This window comes from Ralstonia flatus, assembly GCF_958439105.1.
Lineage (GTDB): Bacteria > Pseudomonadota > Gammaproteobacteria > Burkholderiales > Burkholderiaceae > Ralstonia > Ralstonia flatus.
Genome location: NZ_CAUDLI010000011.1, coordinates 39,946 through 60,612, shown reverse-complemented (window position 1 = coordinate 60,612; position 20,667 = coordinate 39,946). Strand labels below are relative to the sequence as shown.

The window sequence follows — 20,667 nt, the reverse complement described above, 5'->3', positions numbered from 1 at the left end:
GGAATCAAGGGGTGTCCACGTCGCCGCGAATCAGCAGCGTGAAGTTGTCGTCGGGCACGGATTCCGGCCCCTGCTGCACCGTGCGCACCACCCACACCGGGAACTGCGCCCCGATGGTGTTGAAGCGCAGCACGTTGCCGGTGGCCCAGCCGTTGCCCCACCCGAGGGCGGGAAGATGGAAGTACGGCACGCCGGTCGCCGGGTTGTTGGGGGCGCAATCGGTGCTGGTGTTGCCGGTGGCGATCACGCCGACGTTCTCGCCGATCACTTCGAAGGCGGTGCTGTTGGTGAAGCGCACGATCCAGCGTTCGGTGACCGCGCCGCGATTGGTGACGCGGATCGGGTACTGCGTGTTGTTGAAGGTCGCGGTCGCCGAGCTGCCCGACAGCGCGTCGACCCAAGCGCCGCTCCAGGTCACCTGATCGAACACCAGACTGACGCGGGCGAACAGGTCGCCGGCCACCAGCGCGCTGGACACGAAACTGCCCGAGGCGGGATCACCGGGGTTGGCGAGCGGGTACGCGTGCGTCAGCGGGCGCGTGAAGCTGATCTCGCCGTTGATCTGCACGTCGCGCACCACGGCCATGTCCTCGATGCGGTGCTCGACGGTCACGGGCTGGCTGTAGCCCGTCACGTTGGTGAAGGTGACGGTGCCCGCTTCCAGATCGGCGGTGTAGCCGCTGTGGATCACCGATCCGTCGTGGCCGACCACGCGCACGTGCGACAGGCGCACCCGGGCGCAATCGATGGTCTGGCCGTTGCTGACCGGGGTGGTGATCTTGCCGGTGTGGCCGACGACGGCGAAGCCACCCGGACGGAAGATCGGCACTCGCCCATCGCTGGGCAGCCGCACCGGATCGATGCCGAGCAGATCGGCATCCAGCGGCAGATAGCTGTAGGCCACTGCGCTGTAGCGCACACTGGAGGCAGCCACCGGCTCGGGCCGGAAGATCTTGCCGTCGGTACCCACGCGGTCGGCGGCGTACCACGGCTCGCTCTCGTTGCCGGCCGCCGTGACCGTCGTGCCGAAGCGCACGCGTACCAGGCCGGTCTCGTAGTCGACGCTGCCGTTGATGCCGGTCGCCTCGATCTTGCCGTCGATGCCTGCCGTCACGTTCTGCGTGCCGCCGACCGCGCGGGCGTACTGGATCGACAGCGACCCCGGTCGCAGCGGGGCCGCGCCGGTGCGGAACACGTACTCGCTGGAGATGTTCTCGCCGACCGTGGTCACGCAACTGGCGCGCGTGATCGCATTGCTCACACCCGCCGTCCAGGACGTGAGAGTGACGTCGCCCGAGAGGTAGTTGATCGTGCCGCGCGTGATCCAGCCGCTGGGCGTGAACTCGCGCAAGGCGCCCTGACCATTGTCGCCCCAGGGCTGCGCGCCACTGGTCGTGAGCAGCACCGTGCCCGTTACCACCTGGGCGTTCACGCCCGGCACCAGCTTGAAGCTGGGCGCGAACTGAAAGGTCTCCGTGTGGTTGCTGGTGGAACCCGCGCTGTTGTAGCGCAGCTTCACGTAGCCCGACTCGTCGTTCGGGTACAGCGACGGCGCGGCAACGTAGGACAGGCCGCCATAGTTCAGGCGCCAGCGACCGGTTCCCGCGATGGCGGCCGAGGTGTAGTTCGGGCGTGGAATCCGGACGGTCACGTCCGGGTTGAAGATCACCTCGCCGGTGGCGTAGTTGACCGTGCCGATGCTCGCGCCGTTGAGGACGACGTTGCCGCTGCCGTCGTCGCGGCCGATCTGGGTCGGGTCGCGCCACGCAGCCTGAACGCCCATTTCTTGCAGTTGCGCGAGGGTGTACGCACCCAGCACCGCCGTGTCGGTCAGCGTGTTCCACTCGACCTCGAGCGAGCCGGGCTCGATGGATCCGAGGGTCGCGGTGACAGGAAGCAGCCCCGCGCCATTGCGGGAGGGGTGAGCAAACGAATCCTCCTGCTTGGGGCCTGCGACGTAGCTGACGGTGATCTGCGTGCCCACAGACGGCATCACGTTGGGCGCGAAGTCGAGGCGGTTCTGCGCGGCGCTCAGGAATCCGGTAGCTGCCCCGGACAGCACGCCAGACGTCGCAGCCGACGCGGTCTTGGTACCGCTGTACTCCCAACTGACTGTCAGCGAGCCGGGTTGTACCGCAGTCCCGGCGGGCGGATTCAAGGCGAGGCTCTGCGAAGCCTTGAGGCTGGCCTGCGGCTGCTGCGTCTCTTGCGTCGGGACGTTCCAGGTCAGGATCAGTGAACTGCCTACGTCGGGCAGCGCTCCGAGCGTCACGACGAACGCGCCGGTGTTCTTGTTGAACGTGCCCGCGCCGTAGCTGGCATCCAATCCTTTGAGCGAGCCATTGCCGCCGTCGGACAGCACGTACCAGCGCCCCTGCGCCATATAGCTGATGGACAGCGTGCCGGGCTGCGGCACCGGATTGACCGTGCCGACGTAGGACTGGCTGCGCGACTCCGGCGTGACCGGAATCTCCGAGCTTTGCGGCGCACGCAGAATCTGCGCGGCTGGCGTGTAGGTGATGGCCTTCGAGTTGGACATCGAGCCAGCGTTCAGGCCCAGGATGCCGTTGGCGTAGTCGATGGTGCCGACAGTGCCGCTGGCGGTCTTGAGCAGGCCCGCGTCGTCGAAGATCGTGATGCCGTCGGTCTGGATGGTGAGCGAGCCCGGCAGGCAGCCGCCCGGCAGGTTGAATTTGATGCTGGTGTTCCAGGCGTGGCTGGCCGTGTAGCTCACGGGTGCCGCGCCCGGTACCGGCAAACCTGCTGCAGCGTAGGGTGGCACGAAGGAGATCGGCGTCTCGGTCTGAGCGCTGGGCACGAGCTGCGTGTAGATGGACGCGCCCTTGATGGTGAAGTCGCCCACATTGGCAGCCTGCGTCAGCGGCACGACACCGACATAGGTGCCCGCGTCGGCCACGACCGTGTCGCGTACCTTGGTGCTGTTGCTGGCGCGTGTGAATGTGCGCGTCGCGGGTGAGCCGGTGAAGTCGTAGCGCAGCGCGTCGCTGATCTCGACCGTGACGACGTTGGCCTTGTAGTCCTGGTCGCTGTTGTAGGTGAAGGTGCGCTCCACGACCGACACCGAGGTCGCGCGGATGTACTGCTCCTTCTGCGTGCCCAGCGCCTCGTTTTCGATCAAGACCAGCGTCTGGCCGACATTGGGGATGGTGTCGGTGACGCGCTGGAAAAGCTGGATGACGCGCTGACCCGCGATGTGGTTTTCGAACAGATAGCCCGCCCACTCCGGGCCCTTGTTGAGGTAGGCCTCGATGCGCACTTGCGCCTGCTCGCGGGTGTCGAAGGTCTTCTCGGTGCTGAACAGGGTGACGCTGACGCGGGCATCCTGCGGCGGCTCGGCCACGATCACGTTCGCCCCGAAGTAGGTGTCGGTGTCGTCGGTCTGCACCGAGACGAAAGTCTTGCGCAGATTGACCCGGCCGCCGGCACGGTCCAGCTCGGAGATATCGGGGAAGATGGCGTTGGAGACGCCGTCGGCGATGGTGATGCCGGTGGGTGCGCCGCCTCCCTCGGGCACGTCCGCCATCACGGCGGACTTCAGCAGTTTCACGTCGCCGGATTGGATCGGCATCTCAGATCTCCAGGAATCGAAGGGTCAGGCGGTAGAAGTCGGTGTCGGCGCGTGCCGGGATGCCCAATACCGGCTCGGCCTCGATGGCCGTTTCTGCGTGGCGGAAGGCCACCGAAAACGAGCGGCCATCGGCGAAGGTCAGCGCGAAGCGGCCCGTGTTGTTGCCGACAGGAATCGCCGCCCACGCGCGCAACTGCTCGACCGTGGCCCGGGTGACCCAGGCCATGTCGGGCGCGCCCACCAGCGTGATCGGACGCCCGGCCTGCCGGGTCGCCGACTGGATCAGCAAGGCTCCAGTGATGAGGTAGGACGCGGACGCCACGGCGGGCGTCCAGGCGTGCTCATCACTCCACAGCAAATCGTCGGGCAGCAGCAGGGCCACCTCGTCGGAGAGGTTCTTCAGTTGCATCGGGAAGGACTCACACCGCCCGGGAACGGGCGGCATCAAGGAGTTGCAGAAGGCGCGACTCGTCGCGCGCATCGACGGTGGCGTTGACCTTGCGGTCACCCGAGGACAGCTCCACGCGCACGGTGCGAGCGGGACCGCCATCGCTCGGCAGCACTGGGCGCGTCAGCCCGGACCCGATCGGTTGCACCAGACCGCCGGAGGCGAATCCCTGCACGCCCGCCAGCACGCGACCGGCCAGCGCCTGCGCCGGAGCGGACAGGTTGTTGATCGCCTCGAAGAAGCCGGCGCCGTAGCGGGCGACGGCTTCCTTGTTCACGACGTACTCACCGGGCGTCAGCATCGCGGGCACGGTGTCCGACTTCGACAGGCCGCCGCGCCGGTAGAACTCGCCCTGGTGCTGCTCCATGTAGTCGATCAGCTCGCGCTCCAGGTCCTTGCCCCAGAGCAGCGGCTGGGCCATCGCCTGACGCCACGTCTGCTTGATGCGCTCCAGATTCTGGCGCTCGTTGCCGGTGAGCGTCTTGCGGTCGATGAAGCCCGTAAGCAGCCGCCGATCCTCCTGCGCCTGCTTGCCGTAGCTCTCCATCGTTTTCCAGCGCATGTCGAGGCTGACCGACGCACCGTAGTTCCATTCCAGCCAGCGCGTGTACTCGTCCATGCCCTGCAGGCCGAGGTCGATCATCTTCAAGGCCTCGACCGCCTCGCGGTTGCGTTTCGGCGTGCTGGGCTTGCCGTCCGGATCACTGCCGGGGGAACCGGTGCTGCCTAACGAGGCGACGCGTCCGCCGACCGCGAAGTGGGCGACACCATTGGCCAGACGCGCCAGCGCGCCGCTGCCGTACTTACGCACCGCCGCCTTGCGGATGACGAACGCGCCGGCCTCCAGGGTGCGCGGAACGGTGTCGTGGTGGCCGGAGCCGGGCACCGAGCCACCGCTCATCCGGGGAAACGCCGGGGCCACCGCGCCGCCGTCGGCGAAGCGCCGCACACCACCATCAACCAGACCGCCGGTGGCGTTGACCTCGACCCGCTGCACGTAGATGGTGTGCGTGCTCGAGGTGTTGGCCCCGTTCAGGCTCATGATCTCGGCGCGGGCCGCATCGGCATTGGTGCTGACCACGTGCCGCGACTCGGTCTGGATGCGATCCAATGCCTTGATCATCCCCTCGACGTTGGTGATCGCCGCCTGCGCCTTCTCGGTCGCCACCTTCAGTTCGAGCTGCGAGTTCTGGTCGGCGTAGGTCTTGAGCCTGGCCAGCGCGTCCTTCGCCTTGGACACGTCGGCATCGACCGGCAGGGTTTTGCCTTCCTTGAGAAGCTGCTCGTACTGCTGCAGCTTCTTCTCGGCCTCCTGCAGATCGGCCTGGATCTTGAGCAGCACCTCCTTCTCGGCGAGCGCCTTGTCCAGATCGGCGATGGCCTTGTCGAAGCGCGCGGTGTCGGCGTCGATGGTGACCTTCAGGCCGTCTTTGAGCTTGGCGGTGATCTGATCGATCTCGACTGAAGTCTGCGTCAGCGTCTGCTTGATCTGGTCGCGGGCCGTCAGAGCCGACTGTGCCGCCGTCTGATGCGCCTTGGCTTCGGCGTCCAGCGTCTTGTTCAGAATCTCCTCCGACTCGCGGATGCGCTGGATGGCTTGATTGACGCCGTCCTTGCCCTGCGCGATCTGCGCGTCGGCATCCTCGGTTTTCTGGGCCAGTTCGGCGCGGAGCTGATCGGCCTGACGCATCAAGGCCTCGGCCTGCGCGTATTCCTGCTTGCGATAGGCCTCGCGCGACTGGGCCTCCAGTTGGGTGACCTGCGACACCGCCTGTTCGGACTGCTTGCGGGCGTCTTCACCGCGCTTGGCCTCGCTGGTCTGGCTGCTCGCCACCTGCGCGGCCAGATCCATCGCCTTCTGCGCGAGTTGTCGGGCCTGCTCGAACTCGCCATTGGCCAGCGCCTCGCGCGCCTTCTCCTGGTACTCGGCGATCTGGCGTTTGCGGTCCTCGGTCGCTTCGAATTCCGTCATGCCCTGACGGCGGATGTCGCGGACGCGCTCCTCCGTCGTCATCGAGAGCTGGCGCTTTTCCTCCTCGATGCGCTTGATCTCGGCCAGATGCCGGTTGGCTTCGGCGTTGAGCGCGTCGATGTGCTGACGGTACTCGGCCAACGCCTGCGTCATCGTCTGGCGCTTGGTGGCCAGGATTTCGTTTTCGACCCGCGTGACGTTGGCCGCGCGCTCGGCCTGGGTCTGCCCATCGCGGCGCGCCGCTTCGATCTTGGCGCGGGACTCGTCGTCGATCAGCTTCAACGCGTCCGTCGTGGCCTGCCGCCGCAGCGTGGTCTGCTGGGTCAGCGCATCGGTCAGCAGTTGCGTCGACTTGGTGATCAGCGCCGCTTCGGACTGCTTGGAGAGTTCGAGCGCGCTCTTCTCCTGCTCGTAGCGCGCCTTCACGGCCTCGACTTGCCGCTGCAGGTTGGCCTCGACGATGGAGGTCAGGCCCTTGTACGCCTCGGCCATCTTCGCGGTCGCGTCGTTGACCGTCTGATTGGCCTTGCCGACGGCCTGTTCGACCTCGCCGAGGCGGGACTTCAGTTTCTCCAGCGCGGAGTGGACCGCTTCGATGCCGCGCCCGACCGCTTCCTGTGTGCCTTGGCGCACGGCTTCGAGCCGCTTGGCGATTTCCTCGGCGGCGGTCGCGGCGGTGTTCATCGCACCCTTGGCGGCGTCGGCCCCCTTGGTCGCGTCGGCGTACATCTGCGCGAAGATCTGATTCATCTCCGCGAGGCGGGTTTGATGGCGCTTGGTGGCCTCGGCAATCGTGTCGGAGGTGAAGATGGCGGCGAACACTTCCCAGTGGAAGCGAAGCTGCTCGATGCCCTTCATCAGCACTTCGACCATGAAGATGCCCGCCTTGCGGACGATCTCGAACTTTTCCGACAGCCACGTCCCGATCTCCCAGCCGACCAGGAAGGCCCCCAGCACGGCAAACGCCGTCTTGAGCACACCCACGCTGGCCACGGCCGCCGACACCGACAGATTCGCGGTTGCCCACGCCGCCGAGGTCGCGCTGGCCGCTGCGACGGCTGCCGCCCCGGCGGTCTGCCAAGCAGTGATCAGCGCCGGGATGAGGCGGTAGATCAACACCGCGAGCCCGACCTCGGCGATGCGCTTCAACCACTGCATCACCGTGTCGAGGTTCTGCGCCAGCCACGTCAGGGCCTCGGCGAGCTTCTTGGTGAAGCCGGTCGATTCGTCGAGCTTGTTGATCCATTGCCCAAAGGCGTTCTTAAGGCGTTCGAACGACTGGCTGACGGTTTGCGGCAGTTGGGCGTACTCGCTGGCGAGCTTGTCTTTCTGGCTCATCAGCGCGTTGACCACCACGTCGGCGGTGAGCCGCCCTTCCTCGGCCAGCTTGCGCAGCCGCCCGATGGGCACGTTCAGGCCGTCCGCCAAGGCCTGCGCCAGACGCGGACTGTTCTCGACGACGGAGTTGAATTCCTCGCCGCGCAGCACGCCCGACGCCAACGCCTGCCCGAACTGCAGCAAAGACGACTGCGCCTCGGTGGCCGATGCGCCCGACAGACGCAGCGCCTGCGAGATGCTCTCGGTGATCGTGAGCGCATCCTTCTGCTCGCCGCCCAGCATCCGCACCGCCTGCTGCAGCTTGCCGTACAGCGTGGCCGTTTCCTGGATCGGCACGCCGATGCGCTGGGCGATGTCGAACAGCTCCTTCTGCGCGACGGCGTACTCGCGCTGGCCGGCGGTCGCCAGCTTCAGGCGCGCGGACATCATGTTCCAGGCATCGGCGATCTGGACGATCTCCTGCACCTTGCCCGCCGCCCAGTTGATCGACAGGAAGGCGAGCAGCTGCGTCTTGGCTGTAGAGATCTGATCGCCGAAGGCCGACATCCCGGCCTTGACCTGGGCCATCCCGGCAGCGGCCTTCTCGCCAGCGGTCTTGGCCGTGGCCGACAACTCGCCGAGGCTGCGCTCGGCGGACGTGATGGCGCGCTTGAGCCCCTCGTCGGCTCCTTCGAGCGCGACGAGGACGGAAATGCGGTTTGCCATGAGGGTAGGATTCGGGTAGAATTCTAACTATTACAGTCAGACTTGTTGGGTCGTCAGGAGGCTGGTCATGCAAAGCTGGCAAATGCAAACCGCCAAGGCGCGGTTCTCGGAACTGGTCAAGCACGCGGCGCAGGAAGGGCCGCAGGACATCACGCTGCACGGCAAGTCCGTCGCCGTGGTGCTGTCGCGCGAGCTGTTCGACCGGCTTTCCGGCAGCGAGCAGTCGCTGGTGGACTTCATGCGCGCCTCGCCGCTGGCGGGGCACGACGAAATCGAATTCGAACGTAGCCGCAGCCTGCCGCGCGAGATCACGTTTTGAGCTACCTCGTCGACACCAACGTCCTGTCCGAACTGCGCAACCGCAAGGCCGACGCGAAGGTCGTGGCGTGGATGCAAGCGCGCCCGCGCCAGTCGCTGTATCTCTCCGTCCTCAGCCTGGGCGAAATCCGCAAAGGCATCGAAGGCGTCGCCGATCCCGCTTTCCGCCAGACCCTCACGGACTGGCTGGAAGTGGGGTTGCCCAATTACTTCCTCGGTCGGGTGCTGGGCATCGACGCGGAGGTCGCCGACCGCTGGGGCCGTGTGCAGGCCAGCGCCGGTCGCACCTTGCCGGTCATCGATGGCCTGCTCGCAGCGACGGCCTTGCAGCACGACCTGACACTGGTGACTCGCAACGTCAAGGACTTCGAAGGGCTTGGCGTGCAGATCGTCAACCCGTGGGAAGCGTGAGCGTCAGTCCACCGTCCGGATCTGCTTCTCGATAGCCGCCGACAGACGCGGGATGCGGCCGGCGACCAGACGCTCGACATCGAGGCGCTTCTTGAGCACGACCTTGGGCACCAGCACGGCAATCGGAATGTCCGCGCCCCGCTTGAGTCGTTTGACGCCTTCGGCCTTGCGGTAACGGCGCTTGAAGCCCGCCAACGGCCGGTCGTGTTCCTTGATGTTCTCGGCCATCAGGACGATGTTCCCCTTTGCGTTCTTGATGAAATAGGCATTGCCGCCACGCATCAGCTCGGCGATCTGGGCCTTGAAGCGTTTCCTGCCGACCCGCCCGTGCAGCGGGATCAGCATCCGGCCGGCGATCAGGCCGCCGCGCTCGTGCATCCCCGACCACGGAATGCGCGAGCCCACGTAGAGTGCAGGCAGGCGGTTCGGGTCTTTGTCCAGCACCTTGGCGGTGAAGCCCTTGAGGAAGGACTTCTTGACCACTGCCATCTGGCTCGCGGCGTGGCTACGCACGTCCTGCTTGAGTTCGACCGCCTCGCTGGCAATGGCGCGCGCCACCGCCTTCTTGACCTTGTCGCGGAACTCGCCGCCCCAGCGGCGCAGTTGCGCCTGCGCAGCCTTGCTATCGATGCGGACGGAGATGCGCATGGTCAGTGGCCCGATGGGTGAGCTGGTCGAGGGTCTGGTCGAGATGGCGGGCGTCGCCGCGCGTGCCGATGGCGACGAGCGACAGCAGCCGCGCATCGCGGGCCGCGTCGGTGCGTGCTGTGGCGGCCACGAAGCCGCGCACCTGCGCCAGGGTGTAGTCGAGGATGTCGGGCAGGCGGTGCCCGTGTTCGATCAGGTGCTGGACGGTGTCGAACCAGCAGCCGTCACGGGCGGCAGCTTCGCCGCCGTGAACAGGCTGTCGATCTTGGGGATCACCGTCCGGGTAAAAAAATCGGCGTTCACCTCGATCACCTTGGCCGCCAGCAGGATCGCTTCGTCGGCGGCCAGCTCATCGACCCACGCGCGGGGCTTGCCGACCGCGATGGCGATGGCCGACAGCAGATCGTCGCCACGTTCGCCAAACAGCGCCAGCCAGTCGATCTCGCTGGCGGTGAGCTGCTGCATCACCGGCGAGATCGCCCGCAGGAAGGCGGGCATCTGCCCGACCTTCAACGGTTTGATGGCCAGCGGCTCGCCGTCGATGACCAGTTCGATGCTTTGCGGAATCAGGGCTTCCAGGTCACTCATGGCGGCCCCCATCAGAGCTGCACGATGCGGCCGAACTGGCCGAGCACCGCGTCATAGGGCTTCGTGGTGTCGGCCAGCAGCGAGCCTTCCAACTCGAACTTGTTGTACTCGTCCGAGATGAAGGAGATTTCCTTCAGCGGATCGAAGGCCACGCGGTAGAGCTCGACCAGCACCTTGGCGTTGCCTTGCGCGGTGTTGATGCCCTCGAGGCGCAGGTAACGCTCGGGCAGCGCCTGCGTGAAGATGCCGATCTCGGTGGCGACGCCGTAGGCATAGCTGGCCTTGAACGGCGCGGTGAAGCCGGTGGTATCCAGAAACTGGAGGGCACCGAAGTCGGTGTCGGCGGTGTAGTTCGTGCCCAGGGCCAGGGTGGCAGGCGTGGCCGCCGAATCCACCACGACGAGGGACGACACCTTCGGGTGGGCCAGGAAGTAGCGGTCGCCCGGGGTCGGTGTCGCACCGCCCACCGGTTCGGCGGTGACCGTGCCCGGCATGCCGACGACGTGGTTGCCGTAGAGGGCCAGCGCCAGGTTCTCCTTGGTGAATTCCTCGATGGTGAGGTTCACGGTGGCCGACTTCTGTTTGACCATCCGGTGGTCGAGCGAACGCTGGCCGGTCTGGCTTTCGTAGTGCTCCAGCACATCGGTCTTGAGGGAGAGCTTCAGCTCGGCGACGTTGCCGGGCGAGCGCACTTCGATGGGAAGGCCGTCGGTGTCGCGCTTGCCGAGGAAGACGCGCCCTTGGAAACTGGCGTAGGTGCTCATGGCTTGGGTTCCTTGCGTTGAATGGGAGGAAGGTCGGTTTCAGTCCGGGCGGGCTTGGCTGGCGTCGTGGTGTCGCGCGTGGCGATGTCGTGCGCCAGCAGCCATTCGGCGGTGTCGTCGTCGACCTCGATGCGGGCGCCAATCCCGTAGGACTTGCCCGCGTGGGTATGCGGGCGGGTCAGAACGAGACGTGTCGGTTGTGGGGTCATGGGTGGTCATCCAGGGGTTGAGAGGTCATTGGCCAGCGTCCGGTACGTGATGCGGTAGCGCGCCGGGAGCGCCACGGCGACCGCGTCGGCGTCCTCCACCTCCCACTCGCATTCCTGCTCGCGGATGCTTAAGCACAGCCCGCCGAGATTCCCGTCCGCCATCAAGGCGGCGTGGGCGGCGGTGAGCAGCCGGTCGGCTTCGGTTTCCGGGACGGCGGGCGGAACGGCGCGGGCCAGCGCCACGACGCGGACGGTCAGTTCGCGCGTGACGCGGTCGTTGGCACGTTCGGTGATGGACTCGGATTCGGGGAACAGTGCCAGCGCCGGACATTGCTCCCGGCTGATGGCCACCGTGGGCGAGCGGTGCAGCGTTGCCCCTAAGCCTTCCGCATGCGGACGGACAGCCGCCAGCGCCGCGAGCAGGATCTGTTCGCGGATCGAATTGCCTGCCATCGCTCAGACCCTCGTCAGGGTCGCGCGCATCTCGGAACCATCGCCCACGGCCCGGATGTCACGCACCACGAAGGTCACGCCATCGATTTCGACCGGCTCGCGCTGTGCGAGCCCAACGAAGATGGACGCGGGATAGGTCACCACGTACTCGGTGCTCAGCGTCAGGCCGTCGAGCACCGTGTCGTCCGGCGCGGCGAAGCCGACCGGGTGGCGCTGCGCTGTCGTGCCGTCCGAAGGACGCCACTGGCAGTCCTTCAGGAGCCCGGCGTTGGCGGCCGACGCGTAGATCTGCTCGACGATGCCCATCACGCCACCGTCAACTTCACCAGCACGCCGGGGCGGTGGCACATCGGCAGCGGGTTGGACTGCGTGTGCAGATCGGTACCACGGTCGAACTTGCGCGGCTCCTGCTTGGCGTACAGCGGCTGGCCGACCGTGTTGACGGTCTCGTTGAAATCCGCCGGCGCGAAGTAGGTGCCGAAGGTGTCGATGGTGCCCAGCGGGAAAGCGTGAGCTTCGCCGGCGGCGATGAAGCGGCGCGCGGTGCCACTGGCATCGGTGGCCTGGCCCCGGTACTCCTCGAAGGTGATGCCGCCGTAGGTGAAGCCGCGACGCACGTCGTTGATGAGGATGGCCCCGTTCTGCCAGTTCTCGAACGCCTTCTCGACCTTGGCGTGACCGGTGAGCGCGGCGAAGAACTCCGGCGAGCACAGGCAATGGACGCCGTTCATGAACTCGCCTTTGAGGTTCTCCTCGATGGTCGCGAGCACCGTGGTGCATTTGGCTTTGACGTTGGTGCCCGCCGTGCCCAGCTCGAAGGCTACCGTTTGCTGCGTGATCTCGAAGGCGTCGAACAGGTCGTAGAGGACCGAGCCGTCCGCATCGAGGATCACGCCCTTGAGCGCACCCATGCGCAGGTGCTCCAGCGTGATCGCATGTTTGTTGCGCATCGTCTCCAGATGGCGTGCAATCACGCCTGCGACCGTCTCGGTTTCGGTTTCCGAACCGAAGGCGCGGATGCCTTGCACCTCTTCGGGCAGCACCACGTCGTCGTGCGGGATGTGCGGCACGACGAAGGAGCGCAGCTTGCGCTTGCCACGCACGCCGACCGTGCCGGGCGAACCCGGCGGCAGCGTGGGCAGCAGGTTGAGCACGCCGTTCATTTCCTCGACGACGATCTGGCGCTGACGCACGGGCTTCGCCGGCATCAGGTTCAGTTCTTCCAGACGCCCGTAGCGGTTGGGAAGGATGTTGATGGCGGCGGTCAGCGCGGCCATCGAGAAGGCGGGATTGCTGAAGGGGTTGTTCATGGTCAGGCTCCTTGACGAACGAGCACGCCCAGCGCCTTCAGTTGCGCGATGGCGGCGAATTGTTCGGCAGTGGTGATGGCGTCGGGCCAGGCGAGTGCGTGGTGGGCGACGATGGCGTGGCGTGCGACGACGAGGCCGTCATCACGGTCGATCAATGCGGCGTCGCAGGCTTGCAGCAGAACGCCTGCGGCGACCTGCGTGCCGTCCTCGGCGGACGGATCGAGCTGCTTGTACTTGCCGGTGGCGGTAACGATGCCGAGCACCGTACCCAGCGGCAGGTTCTGGCCTGCGGCCACGGTGACGCGGTCGCGCGAGTACAGGTTGGGCGCTTCGTACTTCAGCAGGTCGCCCAGGTTCAGCGGTTCGGCGAGAACGGACATTTCAGATCTCCTTCTTGAAGGCGGGGGACTGCGCCGCAAAGCCAGAGGGTCTGGCCGCCTGCGCGGCCAGGTGCTTGGCCGCGTCGATCAGCGGGTTGCTGGCCGCAGGACGCGCGGCGTCGGGCGCGATGCGGCTGGTGATTTCGGGACTGGCCTCGGCCTGCGCCGCGAGCAGTTGGCTGCGCACTTTCGCGGGCGAGTCGTTGGCTTCGAGGAAGCCCGCGATCAGGTCGGTGCGCCCGGCCAAGGTGCAGGTCTGAGCGATTTCGATGGCGTCGGCCACGGTCATTGCCGTGGTGGTGGCCGATTGAGAAGGACTGCCAGCAGGATCAGCAAGAGGCCGATCAGCAGCAGCGGGGTCGGTTCGATCATTCATGGAAGACTCCATCTGGTGGTTGCAAAAATGGCCCCCAAGCTGCGCCTGCGGCTCGCTGCCCCCCGAGGGGGCGCACTTGCCTTGGGACGGCCCGGCGGCGCGTAAGCCCGCTTGGCTGGCCGGAGCCACCTGAGTCGGGAGTGGGGAAAGCGATTGCGTGAGCTGGGCGAGCGCGTCGTCGAAACCGCCGACGGCGTCGGCGAGACCAGCGGTGACGGCATCCGGGCCAAAGAAGAGGCCCGCTTCGGTGGCGCGAACGGCGTCCGCGTCGATGCCGCGATGGCGCGCGACCGTCTCGACGAACAGGTCATAGACGCGATCCACCTCGGCCTCGAGGACGGCGTGGGCCTCGTCGGAGATCGGCTCGTGCGGGTTGAGGTCGTTCTTGCGCTCGCCCGCGAACACGGCGGTGTAGCGAACGCCGTCTTTGGCGTCCTTGACGGACTGATCGACGTGCATGGCGATGACGCCAATCGAACCGACACCGCCGGTACGCGCGACGAACACGCGGGTGGCGGCGGACGCCAGCGCGTAGGCCGCCGAGAACGCCATGTCGTTGGCCATGGCCCAGACGGGCTTCACCTGCGACGCCGCGCGGATGCGGTCGGCCAGATCGAACACGCCGCCCGACTCGCCGCCCGGTGAATCGATGTCGAGCAGGATCGCAGCGACCTCGGGGCTGGCCAGAGCGGCCTCCAGTTGCGCGGCGATGCCGGTGTAGCTGGCGAGACCCGATTCGGCCTCGAGACCCGAGGTGCGGCGCACCAGCGTGCCGTGGATCGGGATGACGGCGACCTTGCCGCTGGCGGGCGCCGGCGCGCGCGCCGCTGGCGTGTAGCCCACAGGCGCGGCGAGATCGGCGAGGCCGATGCGTGCGCCGAGCACGGAGAGGATGACGTCGAGTTTCGGGCGATGGATCGCCAGCGGCACGCCGAACAGGCGCGCCGCCAGATGAGGCAGCACGGTCATGGGAATCCTTCGGGGAAAGCGGTCAGGCGATGGAGTCGCCGCCGGTGGCGTCGGGTGAGACGGCGGTGCGGTTGGGTTCCGCCCCATCACGTACATTCGCGCCGTCCTTCGACGTATGGCGAGGGTCGGAATCGAAGATCAGGCCGAGGTCGTCGGCGCGCTGGTTGTCGGCGGCGATCTCGCGGTCGACGTCTTCGGCGTCGTAGCCGTTGGCCGAGATCGCTTCCGAGCGGCTCATCAGGCCCGCGCGGATGGCGAGCAACATCGCCTTGAATTCCTTCTCGGGATCGACCCACTGCCAGCCCTGCGGAATCCACTTCACCTGCAGGTACTGGCGGCGACGCGCCGGCCCGCCACGCGCGAAGCCCGGCGCTTCGAGCGCACCGGCGAGCACGGCCTGCTTCATCCACGCGGCCCACACTGGGCGGCACATCTGATGCACCAGCACGCCGTGCTGCACCATCTCGCAGCGGCGGCGGAACTCCAGCATCCCGGCGCGGATGGACGAGTAGTTCACGCCGGTCAAGTCGCCGGTGAGTTGCTCGTAGGTGATGCCGATGGCGGCGGCGACCGCGCGGAACTGGGTGCGCAGGAACTCGGAATACGAGCCGCCGACGTCGGCCGGATCGGAGAACTTGATGTCCTCACCCGGTTCCAGAATCTGCAGCGTTCCGGGCTCCAGCCCGGCGAGTGCGATGCCGTCGCCATCGGCCGCCCCTTCGCCCATCAGGTTGTCTTCGGGGTTCTGGCGCGTGACGAAGCCCGCGAACATCGCGGCAGTCTTCTTGCGCACCAGCTCGGCGTCGTCGTACTGGTCGAGCTCATTGAGCTTGACCAGCGCCCGCGACAGCCACGGTTCGCCCCGGATCTGGCCGGGACGCAGAACACGGAACAAGTGAATGATCTCCCTGGCATCGATGCGCACCGTGTCCATCCCGCCCTGGCCCGACATCGGGGCCAGCCGACCGTCCTCCGGATGCGAGCGGTACAGGTGGTAGGCGACGCGCCGCCCCAGGCTGTCGAACTCGATGCCGGAGCGCACGACGTTGCCCGAGGGCAGATCGGTGTTCAGATGGATCGGCAGGTGCTCGGGCTCCAGCAACTGGAGCTGTAGGGGCACCACCAGCCCGTCTTCCGGGCGGCGCGGCCGCAAGCGGATCAGGCATTCGCCGCCTTCGAGCATCGCGCGGCAGGCCAGCGCCTGCAGGCCATAGAAGTCGGTCTGCCCGGCCGCGTCGGCTTCCGCCGTCCAGTCGCGCCACAGCGCCTGCACCTCGGCCTTGAAGGAGTCGTCGGGCGACAGGCTCTGCGGCTTGATGCCGGTGCCGACGGCGTTGGCAACGAAGGCTTCGATCCCGGCCTGCGCCCATGCATTGCGGCGAACGAGGTCACGGCTCTTGCCACGCAGTTCCGTGTTGGTCGCCAGCATCGCCGCGACCGCGCCGGGGTTGCCGGGCATCCAGGCGAGCGAGCGACGGCCACGGCCCGCCGCTTCGTGAACGGGAGGCTGGCCGAACAGGCTTCGGAGTTTCGAATACCAGGCCATCAGAACCCCCGTCAAAAACCTTTGTGGGTCGTGACCCGGATCTGGCGCGGCGCGCCCGGCAACAGGCCTGTTTCGGCTGCCTGCTGCAGCAGTCCGCGCTTGACCTCGCGGATCGCGGCCATCAGTTCATCGACCGAGCGGTACTCGACCGTCTTGTCGCCGAAAGAGACGCGGCGTTCGCCCTTGGCGAGCGCCGTCTCCAAGGCCTGGAGTTGGGCTTCTGCGTAGGCCATCAGCGGTACACCACGAGGTTGATTTCGGAGGAGTCGTCGAACGACGCGGCCGTCGTCGCGCAGGAGACGTCGACGTACTGAGGGGTCTTCAGATCGGAACTGGCGCGCACGATGGCCACGCGCTGCTGGCCGCTGTTCGTGCTGCTGCGGGCGAGCGCCAACCAGCAGTAATTCGCGTCGGGCATCGCCACGGCGAAACGCACGCGGTAGCGGCCCGCCGCCGTGCGCACGACACTGGCGACGTTGTGCGCGCTGGCGACAACGACCTGACCATTGACGTAGCCGAAGCTGACCCACACCCGGGCGAGGCCGGGGTGCGTGGCGTCGATCTTGGTCTTCACCTCGAAGCCGATGCGCGCCGCCAGTGCGGCGATGCTGGACGCGAGACTCATCAGGCCAGCGCCCCGTCGAAGATGACGACGAAGTCGGTGTCGGTGTTGCCGACATCGGCGGCAGCTACCGCACCAATGTTGGTGCGCGCCTGCAGCTGCTCGGCCACCGTCAGGGTCTGCGCCGCGTCGAAGCGCACGCGCAGGTTGACTGCGGCCAGGAGCGCATCCAGACCGCTGGTGCCGTTCTGCAGCAACTGTTGGATCTCGACCAGGGTGTCGTAGGCGGCATCCGCTCCACCCAAAATGTCGGCCTTGAGCGCATCGAGCAGCGACACGATCTTGTTCGACGAATAGGTGGTGGCAGTGGCGATCTGGTTGTCGTCGATGGCCGTCGCGGACAGCACCGCCGCCTTCAACTCGTTGATCGCCGCGACCAGACTCGACTTGTCGGTGGTGGACAGGCTGGCGAGATTGCCTGCCGTCGCCCGAACGTCGTTGAACTCCTGGGCGACCCGGATGACCAGGCTCTCGATGCGCGTGGCAAGACTCATGAAAACTCCTTTGCAGATCAGGACAACCAGCGGGGATCAGCGAAGCCATCGGCTTCGGATGACGCGCCGGCGTGATGGGGTTGCAGAAACAGCGAGGCCACCGCGTTGGGTGGCCTCGTCTGGGTCAAATGTTTGAATCGGGGGCGGCTCATCCGGTGGCCGCTCCATCCCGAGTTGGCGCTCCAGTTCCCGCCAGTGGCGCTCCTCGAAGCGATCCAGTCCCGCGCTTGACGCGGCCGCGCGGGCGTACACGTAGCAGTCGAGCGCCTCATTGCGCTCGCGCATCTTTTGCCACTCGCGCACCGGGAAGCCATTGCGGTCGCGGCGGGTGATCAGTTGCTCGGCGCAGAGCTGCTGGATGAACTCCGCATCGATCTTGGGCAGGTGGACGAAGCCGGTCGGGTAGACCGTGGTCACGCCGTCCTCGCTGACGTCCGCGCTCTTGCGCAGGTTGTTGTAGAACTCCAGCTTGGCGATGCCGACCGCCACCGTGTACACCTTGATGCCCCGGCGCAGCTTCTTGCCGCCCTGCGAGACATCGATGGCCGTCGGGGTACCGATCAAGGCCGCGCCGCGCGGCACACCTTTGACGGCCATCACGCGCGAATCGCGGCAGGCGCGCACGAAAGCGTAGGCCTCCTGCGTCGCAAAGCCGGTGTCGAGCGCGAACCGGGCCAGCGGCATCGCCGCGCCCGAGGCGTGCGTCCAGTTCTCCGCAATCAACTCGGCGAGGCGCTTCCACACCGCGTCGCGGGCGGTGTCGCCCATCAGCACGCGATGCTCGACCAACCAGGACTCCTTGCCGCGCCCAAAGGCCCAGATGGACGCCTCGATGCGATCCTTCTGCACGTCGGCCGCGCCCACCAGAAGCAGTCCGCCCTGCGGCACGGTGCCGATGCGGTAGTCCTCGCGGCGCTCGACCAGCCGTTGCCAGTCGGGTGCTTCGCCTTCCTCGACCCAGGTCTCACCCAGTTCGGTGTTCTTGAAGGTCTTGATGGCCGCCGCCGATCCCGATTCCTTGTTGACGGCGCTCTCCCATGCAGCGGCGATGTCGCGCCAACTGCGCCAGCCCACCGGGCTGTACAGCGACGACAGGTGGAACCCCGCCGTCTTGCCCGAGCCGTCGCTGATCATCGCGCGCCACTCGCCGTGTTCGAGCATCCACGTCTTGTGGTGCTCGGCAATCGCGGTGTCGCAGGACTCACAGATGTAGGCCGCCGTCTCCGGCGCACCCTTGTCCCAGCGCAACTGCTCGAAGCGCAGCCACTGCCGGTGCGAGCAATGCGGGCACGGCACGAAGTAGCGACGCTGGTCGCTGGCTTCGTACTCACGCTCGATGGCTGACGCGCCCGAGATCGTCGGCGTCGAGACGATGAAGATCTTGCGCCGCGCGAAGGTGCGCGTGCGGGCTTCGGCCAGCGAGATCGCATCGCCTTCACCCTCGACGTCGAGCGGGTAGCCGTCGACCTCGTCGAGGAACAGATACCGCACCGGCATCGAGCGCAGACCCACCGCGCTGTTCGCGCCGGTCATCACCAGCACGCCGCCGCGGAACTCCTTGGCGAGGATCGTGTTGCCCGAGTCGCGCGAACGCGCCGGCGCGATCAGTTCCGCTAGCGCCGCCGACTCCTCGATCAGCGGGTCGATCCGCTGCTTGGAGTTGCGCTTGGCCATCTCCACCGTCGGCCAGACCGCCATCATCGGCCCCGGCGCGTGGTGGATCACGTAGCCGATCCAGTTCGATCCCATCTCGGTCGCGCCGAGCTGGGCGGCCTTCATGAACACCACACGTTCGACCGGCGAGGTCGGCGACAAGCAGTCCATGATCGCCTTCAGGTATGGCGTGCGGCTGGTACGCCAGCGCCCCGGCTCGGCGGATGCCTTGCTGGAGAGCATCCGGTGGCGATCCGACCATTCGGACACCGTGAGCAGAGGATCGGGCGTCAGCCCTTCGCGCCATGCGCGCTCGATCTCGGCCGCGCCTTCGTAGTCCATGTCCATCGTCAATCCACCCGGGGACGCATCTCGCCCAGTTCCTGCAGGTGCTCACGCACCGCCGCCTCAAGGGCGATGTGCATCGTGTGCGGATCGACACCGAGCTTGGCCGCCATCTGCGCCGAGATGCGCGCGGGCCAGTTCAGCCACGCATCGCGCTCGGCGCGCGCCAGCTTGAAGACGTGGGCGATGGCCTGCGGCCGATCCACCAGTTCGCCCTTCAGGCGGGCCAGCCGCACCTTGTTCGTCTGCGCCTTGACCACCTCGTTGACTGTGCGTGCCTGCAACAGCGACGCGCCGCCGGTAGGCAAGGCAGCTTGGCCGTCGCCGACGGGCGCGGCGGTGGCGGTTTCCGGCGGCACCGCAGCCTTGACGGCGCGAGCGCGCGTGCCGGTGCGCGGCGCTTCGGTGTTGCGCGCCCACTCGGCGTCGGCGCGCTGCGGGTCAAGGGTTCCGTCCGCCTCCGGCGTGATGCGCCCGGCAGCGATGGCCTTGCGCACCGCCGCGTCGGAAACGCCACGGTGACGCGCGTAGGCGCGAATCGAGATTCCCATCGGCACCTTCAATCATGTGTTCGTCCTTCGTCGAGAAAGAGCTTGGCTTCCATCGGGAACAGCGCGTTCATCACGTCACGCCATCAACCACGTCGAAAGGACAAACGATGAACAACCCAGCCCCCGACACCCTTGCAGTCAAGCTCGCCGAAGCCGCCATGACGGTCTTGGTGCGCGCCTGCCGCAACGAGGTGGCCACCGCCAGCAATGCCGAACTCGAAGCCGCATGCGCTTCGATGCGCACGCGAGCCAAGTCGGTCGTCAATCAACTGCTGGATGACGCTCGGAACGCACCCTGGATCGCGGAAGCCGCGTTCCATGCCGCAGCCCTTGAACTGGCCGAAGCGGGCATCGCGTCACTGCGCAGGCGTTGAAGCAGGAAGAGCTTGGCTTCACCGGCGAACAGCGCGTTCATCACGATCCCGATCAACCACTGCAAAGGAACTGACCATGAGCACCATCCAACTGACCCCGGCCCAGCACGCCATCCTCGCCAAGGCCATCCACTCCGGCGACGGCAAGATCGATTGGTTCCCCGACAACGTCAAAGGGGGCGCGCGCAAGAAAGTGCTGGAGAGCATGTTCAACCGCGCCCTCATCACGCCCGACGGCGAGGGTTGGCGCATTGCCGCCGAGGGTTACGACGCGCTGGGCATGCCGCGGCCCGGCGTCCAGCAGCCGACGCCCGAGTTCGATGCCGAACTGGAGCAGGACGTCATCGCCGCCGAAGCCACGTGGAAGCAGGAGGCCAAGGCCACGCCGCGCACCCGCGAGAACAGCAAGCAGGCCGAGGTCATCCGGATGCTCAAGCGCCCCGAGGGCGCGACCATCCGCCAGATCTGCGATACCACCGGCTGGCAGGCGCACACGGTGCGCGGCACCTTCGCCGGGGCCTTCAAGAAGAAGCTGGGCCTGGCCATCGTCTCGGACAAGCCGGAAGGTGGTGAGCGAATCTACCGGATCGCCTGATCAGAAAGA

General features: G+C 66.9%; 23 protein-coding genes. 4 read left to right on the top strand and 19 right to left on the bottom strand.

Annotation, left to right across the window (positions count from 1 at the left end; translation table 11 throughout):
* Nucleotides 1-4 precede the first annotated feature (4 nt).
* From R2676_RS21725 to R2676_RS21715, 3 genes are read right to left on the bottom strand one after another with little or no spacing between them, the layout of a single operon-like run.
* Nucleotides 5-3,589: a hypothetical protein gene (locus R2676_RS21725; protein ID WP_316887521.1), complete on the bottom strand. Its 3,585-nt coding sequence runs from the start codon at nucleotides 3,587-3,589 to the stop codon at nucleotides 5-7.
* A gap of 1 nt (nucleotide 3,590) precedes the next feature.
* A complete protein-coding gene (locus tag R2676_RS21720) occupies nucleotides 3,591-3,998 on the bottom strand; it encodes a hypothetical protein (protein WP_316887520.1) in 408 nt (135 codons plus the stop codon).
* Between the two features lie 10 nt (nucleotides 3,999-4,008).
* A complete protein-coding gene (locus R2676_RS21715; RefSeq protein WP_316887518.1) occupies nucleotides 4,009-8,052 on the bottom strand; it encodes a tape measure protein in 4,044 nt (1,347 codons plus the stop codon).
* A 67-nt stretch (nucleotides 8,053-8,119) separates the two neighbouring features.
* Here R2676_RS21715 and R2676_RS21710 point away from each other — a divergent pair, with 67 nt between their 5' ends.
* Together R2676_RS21710 and R2676_RS21705 are read left to right on the top strand one after the other, a co-directional pair.
* Complete coding sequence (locus R2676_RS21710) at nucleotides 8,120-8,371, top strand: type II toxin-antitoxin system Phd/YefM family antitoxin (RefSeq protein ID WP_316887516.1); 252 nt, start codon at nucleotides 8,120-8,122, stop codon at nucleotides 8,369-8,371.
* On the top strand, nucleotides 8,368-8,781 hold the full coding sequence (locus R2676_RS21705; protein ID WP_102080550.1) for a type II toxin-antitoxin system VapC family toxin: 414 nt from the start codon (nucleotides 8,368-8,370) through the stop codon (nucleotides 8,779-8,781). Before R2676_RS21710 ends, R2676_RS21705 begins: the two co-directional genes overlap by 4 nt.
* 3 nt (nucleotides 8,782-8,784) lie before the next feature.
* On the opposite strand, the gene R2676_RS21700 is transcribed toward R2676_RS21705, so the two are convergent.
* The 16 genes from R2676_RS21700 to R2676_RS21625 all read right to left on the bottom strand — a co-directional run bounded on the left by R2676_RS21700 (nucleotide 8,785) and on the right by R2676_RS21625 (nucleotide 19,689).
* Nucleotides 8,785-9,429: a DUF6441 family protein gene (locus tag R2676_RS21700; protein WP_102080551.1), complete on the bottom strand. Its 645-nt coding sequence runs from the start codon at nucleotides 9,427-9,429 to the stop codon at nucleotides 8,785-8,787.
* The gene (locus tag R2676_RS21695) at nucleotides 9,404-9,559 is read right to left on the bottom strand and encodes a hypothetical protein (protein WP_316887514.1); all 156 of its coding nucleotides are present in this window, start codon (nucleotides 9,557-9,559) and stop codon (nucleotides 9,404-9,406) included. Before R2676_RS21695 ends, R2676_RS21700 begins: the two co-directional genes overlap by 26 nt.
* A 62-nt stretch (nucleotides 9,560-9,621) precedes the next feature.
* Nucleotides 9,622-10,017 carry a hypothetical protein gene (locus R2676_RS21690; protein WP_316887513.1) on the bottom strand — a complete coding sequence of 132 codons (396 nt, stop codon included), beginning with the start codon at nucleotides 10,015-10,017 and terminating at the stop codon, nucleotides 9,622-9,624.
* Nucleotides 10,018-10,028: 11 nt separating this feature from the next.
* Nucleotides 10,029-10,781 carry a phage tail tube protein gene (locus R2676_RS21685; protein ID WP_316887512.1) on the bottom strand — a complete coding sequence of 251 codons (753 nt, stop codon included), beginning with the start codon at nucleotides 10,779-10,781 and terminating at the stop codon, nucleotides 10,029-10,031.
* On the bottom strand, nucleotides 10,778-10,990 hold the full coding sequence (locus R2676_RS21680) for a DUF7210 family protein (protein ID WP_102080553.1): 213 nt from the start codon (nucleotides 10,988-10,990) through the stop codon (nucleotides 10,778-10,780). Before R2676_RS21680 ends, R2676_RS21685 begins: the two co-directional genes overlap by 4 nt.
* 6 nt (nucleotides 10,991-10,996) lie before the next feature.
* Nucleotides 10,997-11,443 (bottom strand): hypothetical protein, encoded by a 447-nt coding sequence (locus tag R2676_RS21675; RefSeq protein WP_316887511.1) that lies wholly within the window; start codon nucleotides 11,441-11,443, stop codon nucleotides 10,997-10,999.
* Between the two features lie 3 nt (nucleotides 11,444-11,446).
* Nucleotides 11,447-11,749 carry a head-tail joining protein gene (locus R2676_RS21670; RefSeq protein WP_316887509.1) on the bottom strand — a complete coding sequence of 101 codons (303 nt, stop codon included), beginning with the start codon at nucleotides 11,747-11,749 and terminating at the stop codon, nucleotides 11,447-11,449.
* Entirely contained in the window at nucleotides 11,749-12,753 is a 1,005-nt protein-coding gene (locus R2676_RS21665; RefSeq protein WP_316887507.1) for a major capsid protein, read from the bottom strand. Before R2676_RS21665 ends, R2676_RS21670 begins: the two co-directional genes overlap by 1 nt.
* Nucleotides 12,754-12,755: 2 nt before the next feature.
* The gene (locus R2676_RS21660) at nucleotides 12,756-13,133 is read right to left on the bottom strand and encodes a head decoration protein (RefSeq protein WP_102080557.1); all 378 of its coding nucleotides are present in this window, start codon (nucleotides 13,131-13,133) and stop codon (nucleotides 12,756-12,758) included.
* Nucleotide 13,134: 1 nt separating this feature from the next.
* Nucleotides 13,135-14,478 (bottom strand): S49 family peptidase, encoded by a 1,344-nt coding sequence (locus R2676_RS21655; RefSeq protein ID WP_316887505.1) that lies wholly within the window; start codon nucleotides 14,476-14,478, stop codon nucleotides 13,135-13,137.
* A 22-nt stretch (nucleotides 14,479-14,500) separates the two neighbouring features.
* Nucleotides 14,501-16,024, bottom strand: coding sequence for a phage portal protein (locus R2676_RS21650; RefSeq protein ID WP_316887503.1), 1,524 nt, complete (start codon nucleotides 16,022-16,024; stop codon nucleotides 14,501-14,503).
* A gap of 11 nt (nucleotides 16,025-16,035) precedes the next feature.
* Nucleotides 16,036-16,257 carry a phage head-tail joining protein gene (locus R2676_RS21645; RefSeq protein ID WP_316887501.1) on the bottom strand — a complete coding sequence of 74 codons (222 nt, stop codon included), beginning with the start codon at nucleotides 16,255-16,257 and terminating at the stop codon, nucleotides 16,036-16,038.
* Nucleotides 16,257-16,649, bottom strand: a complete 393-nt coding sequence (locus tag R2676_RS21640; protein WP_102080561.1) for a hypothetical protein — start codon at nucleotides 16,647-16,649, stop codon at nucleotides 16,257-16,259. The genes R2676_RS21645 and R2676_RS21640 overlap by 1 nt, the downstream gene beginning before the upstream one ends.
* Nucleotides 16,649-17,140 (bottom strand): hypothetical protein, encoded by a 492-nt coding sequence (locus tag R2676_RS21635; RefSeq protein WP_102080562.1) that lies wholly within the window; start codon nucleotides 17,138-17,140, stop codon nucleotides 16,649-16,651. Before R2676_RS21635 ends, R2676_RS21640 begins: the two co-directional genes overlap by 1 nt.
* A 36-nt stretch (nucleotides 17,141-17,176) precedes the next feature.
* Nucleotides 17,177-19,141: a phage terminase large subunit family protein gene (locus tag R2676_RS21630; protein ID WP_316887499.1), complete on the bottom strand. Its 1,965-nt coding sequence runs from the start codon at nucleotides 19,139-19,141 to the stop codon at nucleotides 17,177-17,179.
* 2 nt (nucleotides 19,142-19,143) lie between these two features.
* Nucleotides 19,144-19,689, bottom strand: coding sequence for an elements of external origin (locus R2676_RS21625; protein WP_316887498.1), 546 nt, complete (start codon nucleotides 19,687-19,689; stop codon nucleotides 19,144-19,146).
* Between the two features lie 14 nt (nucleotides 19,690-19,703).
* On the opposite strand from R2676_RS21625, the gene R2676_RS21620 reads away from it, so the two are divergent.
* A complete protein-coding gene (locus R2676_RS21620) occupies nucleotides 19,704-20,063 on the top strand; it encodes a hypothetical protein (RefSeq protein ID WP_316887497.1) in 360 nt (119 codons plus the stop codon).
* A gap of 76 nt (nucleotides 20,064-20,139) precedes the next feature.
* Complete coding sequence (locus tag R2676_RS21615; protein WP_316887496.1) at nucleotides 20,140-20,658, top strand: DUF3489 domain-containing protein; 519 nt, start codon at nucleotides 20,140-20,142, stop codon at nucleotides 20,656-20,658.
* Nucleotides 20,659-20,667: the final 9 nt, after the last annotated feature.

Coding starts and splice junctions, on each gene's coding strand:
- R2676_RS21700 (WP_102080551.1), bottom strand. CDS start 9,429: ATGCGCATCTCCGTCCGCATCGATAGCAAGGCTGCGCAGGCGCAACTG.
- R2676_RS21615 (WP_316887496.1), top strand. CDS start 20,140: ATGAGCACCATCCAACTGACCCCGGCCCAGCACGCCATCCTCGCCAAG.
- R2676_RS21710 (WP_316887516.1), top strand. CDS start 8,120: ATGCAAAGCTGGCAAATGCAAACCGCCAAGGCGCGGTTCTCGGAACTG.
- R2676_RS21690 (WP_316887513.1), bottom strand. CDS start 10,017: ATGAGTGACCTGGAAGCCCTGATTCCGCAAAGCATCGAACTGGTCATC.
- R2676_RS21645 (WP_316887501.1), bottom strand. CDS start 16,257: ATGGCCTACGCAGAAGCCCAACTCCAGGCCTTGGAGACGGCGCTCGCC.
- R2676_RS21650 (WP_316887503.1), bottom strand. CDS start 16,024: ATGGCCTGGTATTCGAAACTCCGAAGCCTGTTCGGCCAGCCTCCCGTT.
- R2676_RS21720 (WP_316887520.1), bottom strand. CDS start 3,998: ATGCAACTGAAGAACCTCTCCGACGAGGTGGCCCTGCTGCTGCCCGAC.
- R2676_RS21625 (WP_316887498.1), bottom strand. CDS start 19,689: ATGGGAATCTCGATTCGCGCCTACGCGCGTCACCGTGGCGTTTCCGAC.
- R2676_RS21655 (WP_316887505.1), bottom strand. CDS start 14,478: ATGACCGTGCTGCCTCATCTGGCGGCGCGCCTGTTCGGCGTGCCGCTG.
- R2676_RS21670 (WP_316887509.1), bottom strand. CDS start 11,749: ATGGGCATCGTCGAGCAGATCTACGCGTCGGCCGCCAACGCCGGGCTC.
- R2676_RS21620 (WP_316887497.1), top strand. CDS start 19,704: ATGTGTTCGTCCTTCGTCGAGAAAGAGCTTGGCTTCCATCGGGAACAG.
- R2676_RS21715 (WP_316887518.1), bottom strand. CDS start 8,052: ATGGCAAACCGCATTTCCGTCCTCGTCGCGCTCGAAGGAGCCGACGAG.
- R2676_RS21680 (WP_102080553.1), bottom strand. CDS start 10,990: ATGACCCCACAACCGACACGTCTCGTTCTGACCCGCCCGCATACCCAC.
- R2676_RS21675 (WP_316887511.1), bottom strand. CDS start 11,443: ATGGCAGGCAATTCGATCCGCGAACAGATCCTGCTCGCGGCGCTGGCG.
- R2676_RS21640 (WP_102080561.1), bottom strand. CDS start 16,649: ATGAGTCTCGCGTCCAGCATCGCCGCACTGGCGGCGCGCATCGGCTTC.
- R2676_RS21635 (WP_102080562.1), bottom strand. CDS start 17,140: ATGAGTCTTGCCACGCGCATCGAGAGCCTGGTCATCCGGGTCGCCCAG.
- R2676_RS21685 (WP_316887512.1), bottom strand. CDS start 10,781: ATGAGCACCTACGCCAGTTTCCAAGGGCGCGTCTTCCTCGGCAAGCGC.
- R2676_RS21630 (WP_316887499.1), bottom strand. CDS start 19,141: ATGGACATGGACTACGAAGGCGCGGCCGAGATCGAGCGCGCATGGCGC.
- R2676_RS21660 (WP_102080557.1), bottom strand. CDS start 13,133: ATGTCCGTTCTCGCCGAACCGCTGAACCTGGGCGACCTGCTGAAGTAC.
- R2676_RS21665 (WP_316887507.1), bottom strand. CDS start 12,753: ATGAACAACCCCTTCAGCAATCCCGCCTTCTCGATGGCCGCGCTGACC.
- R2676_RS21725 (WP_316887521.1), bottom strand. CDS start 3,589: ATGCCGATCCAATCCGGCGACGTGAAACTGCTGAAGTCCGCCGTGATG.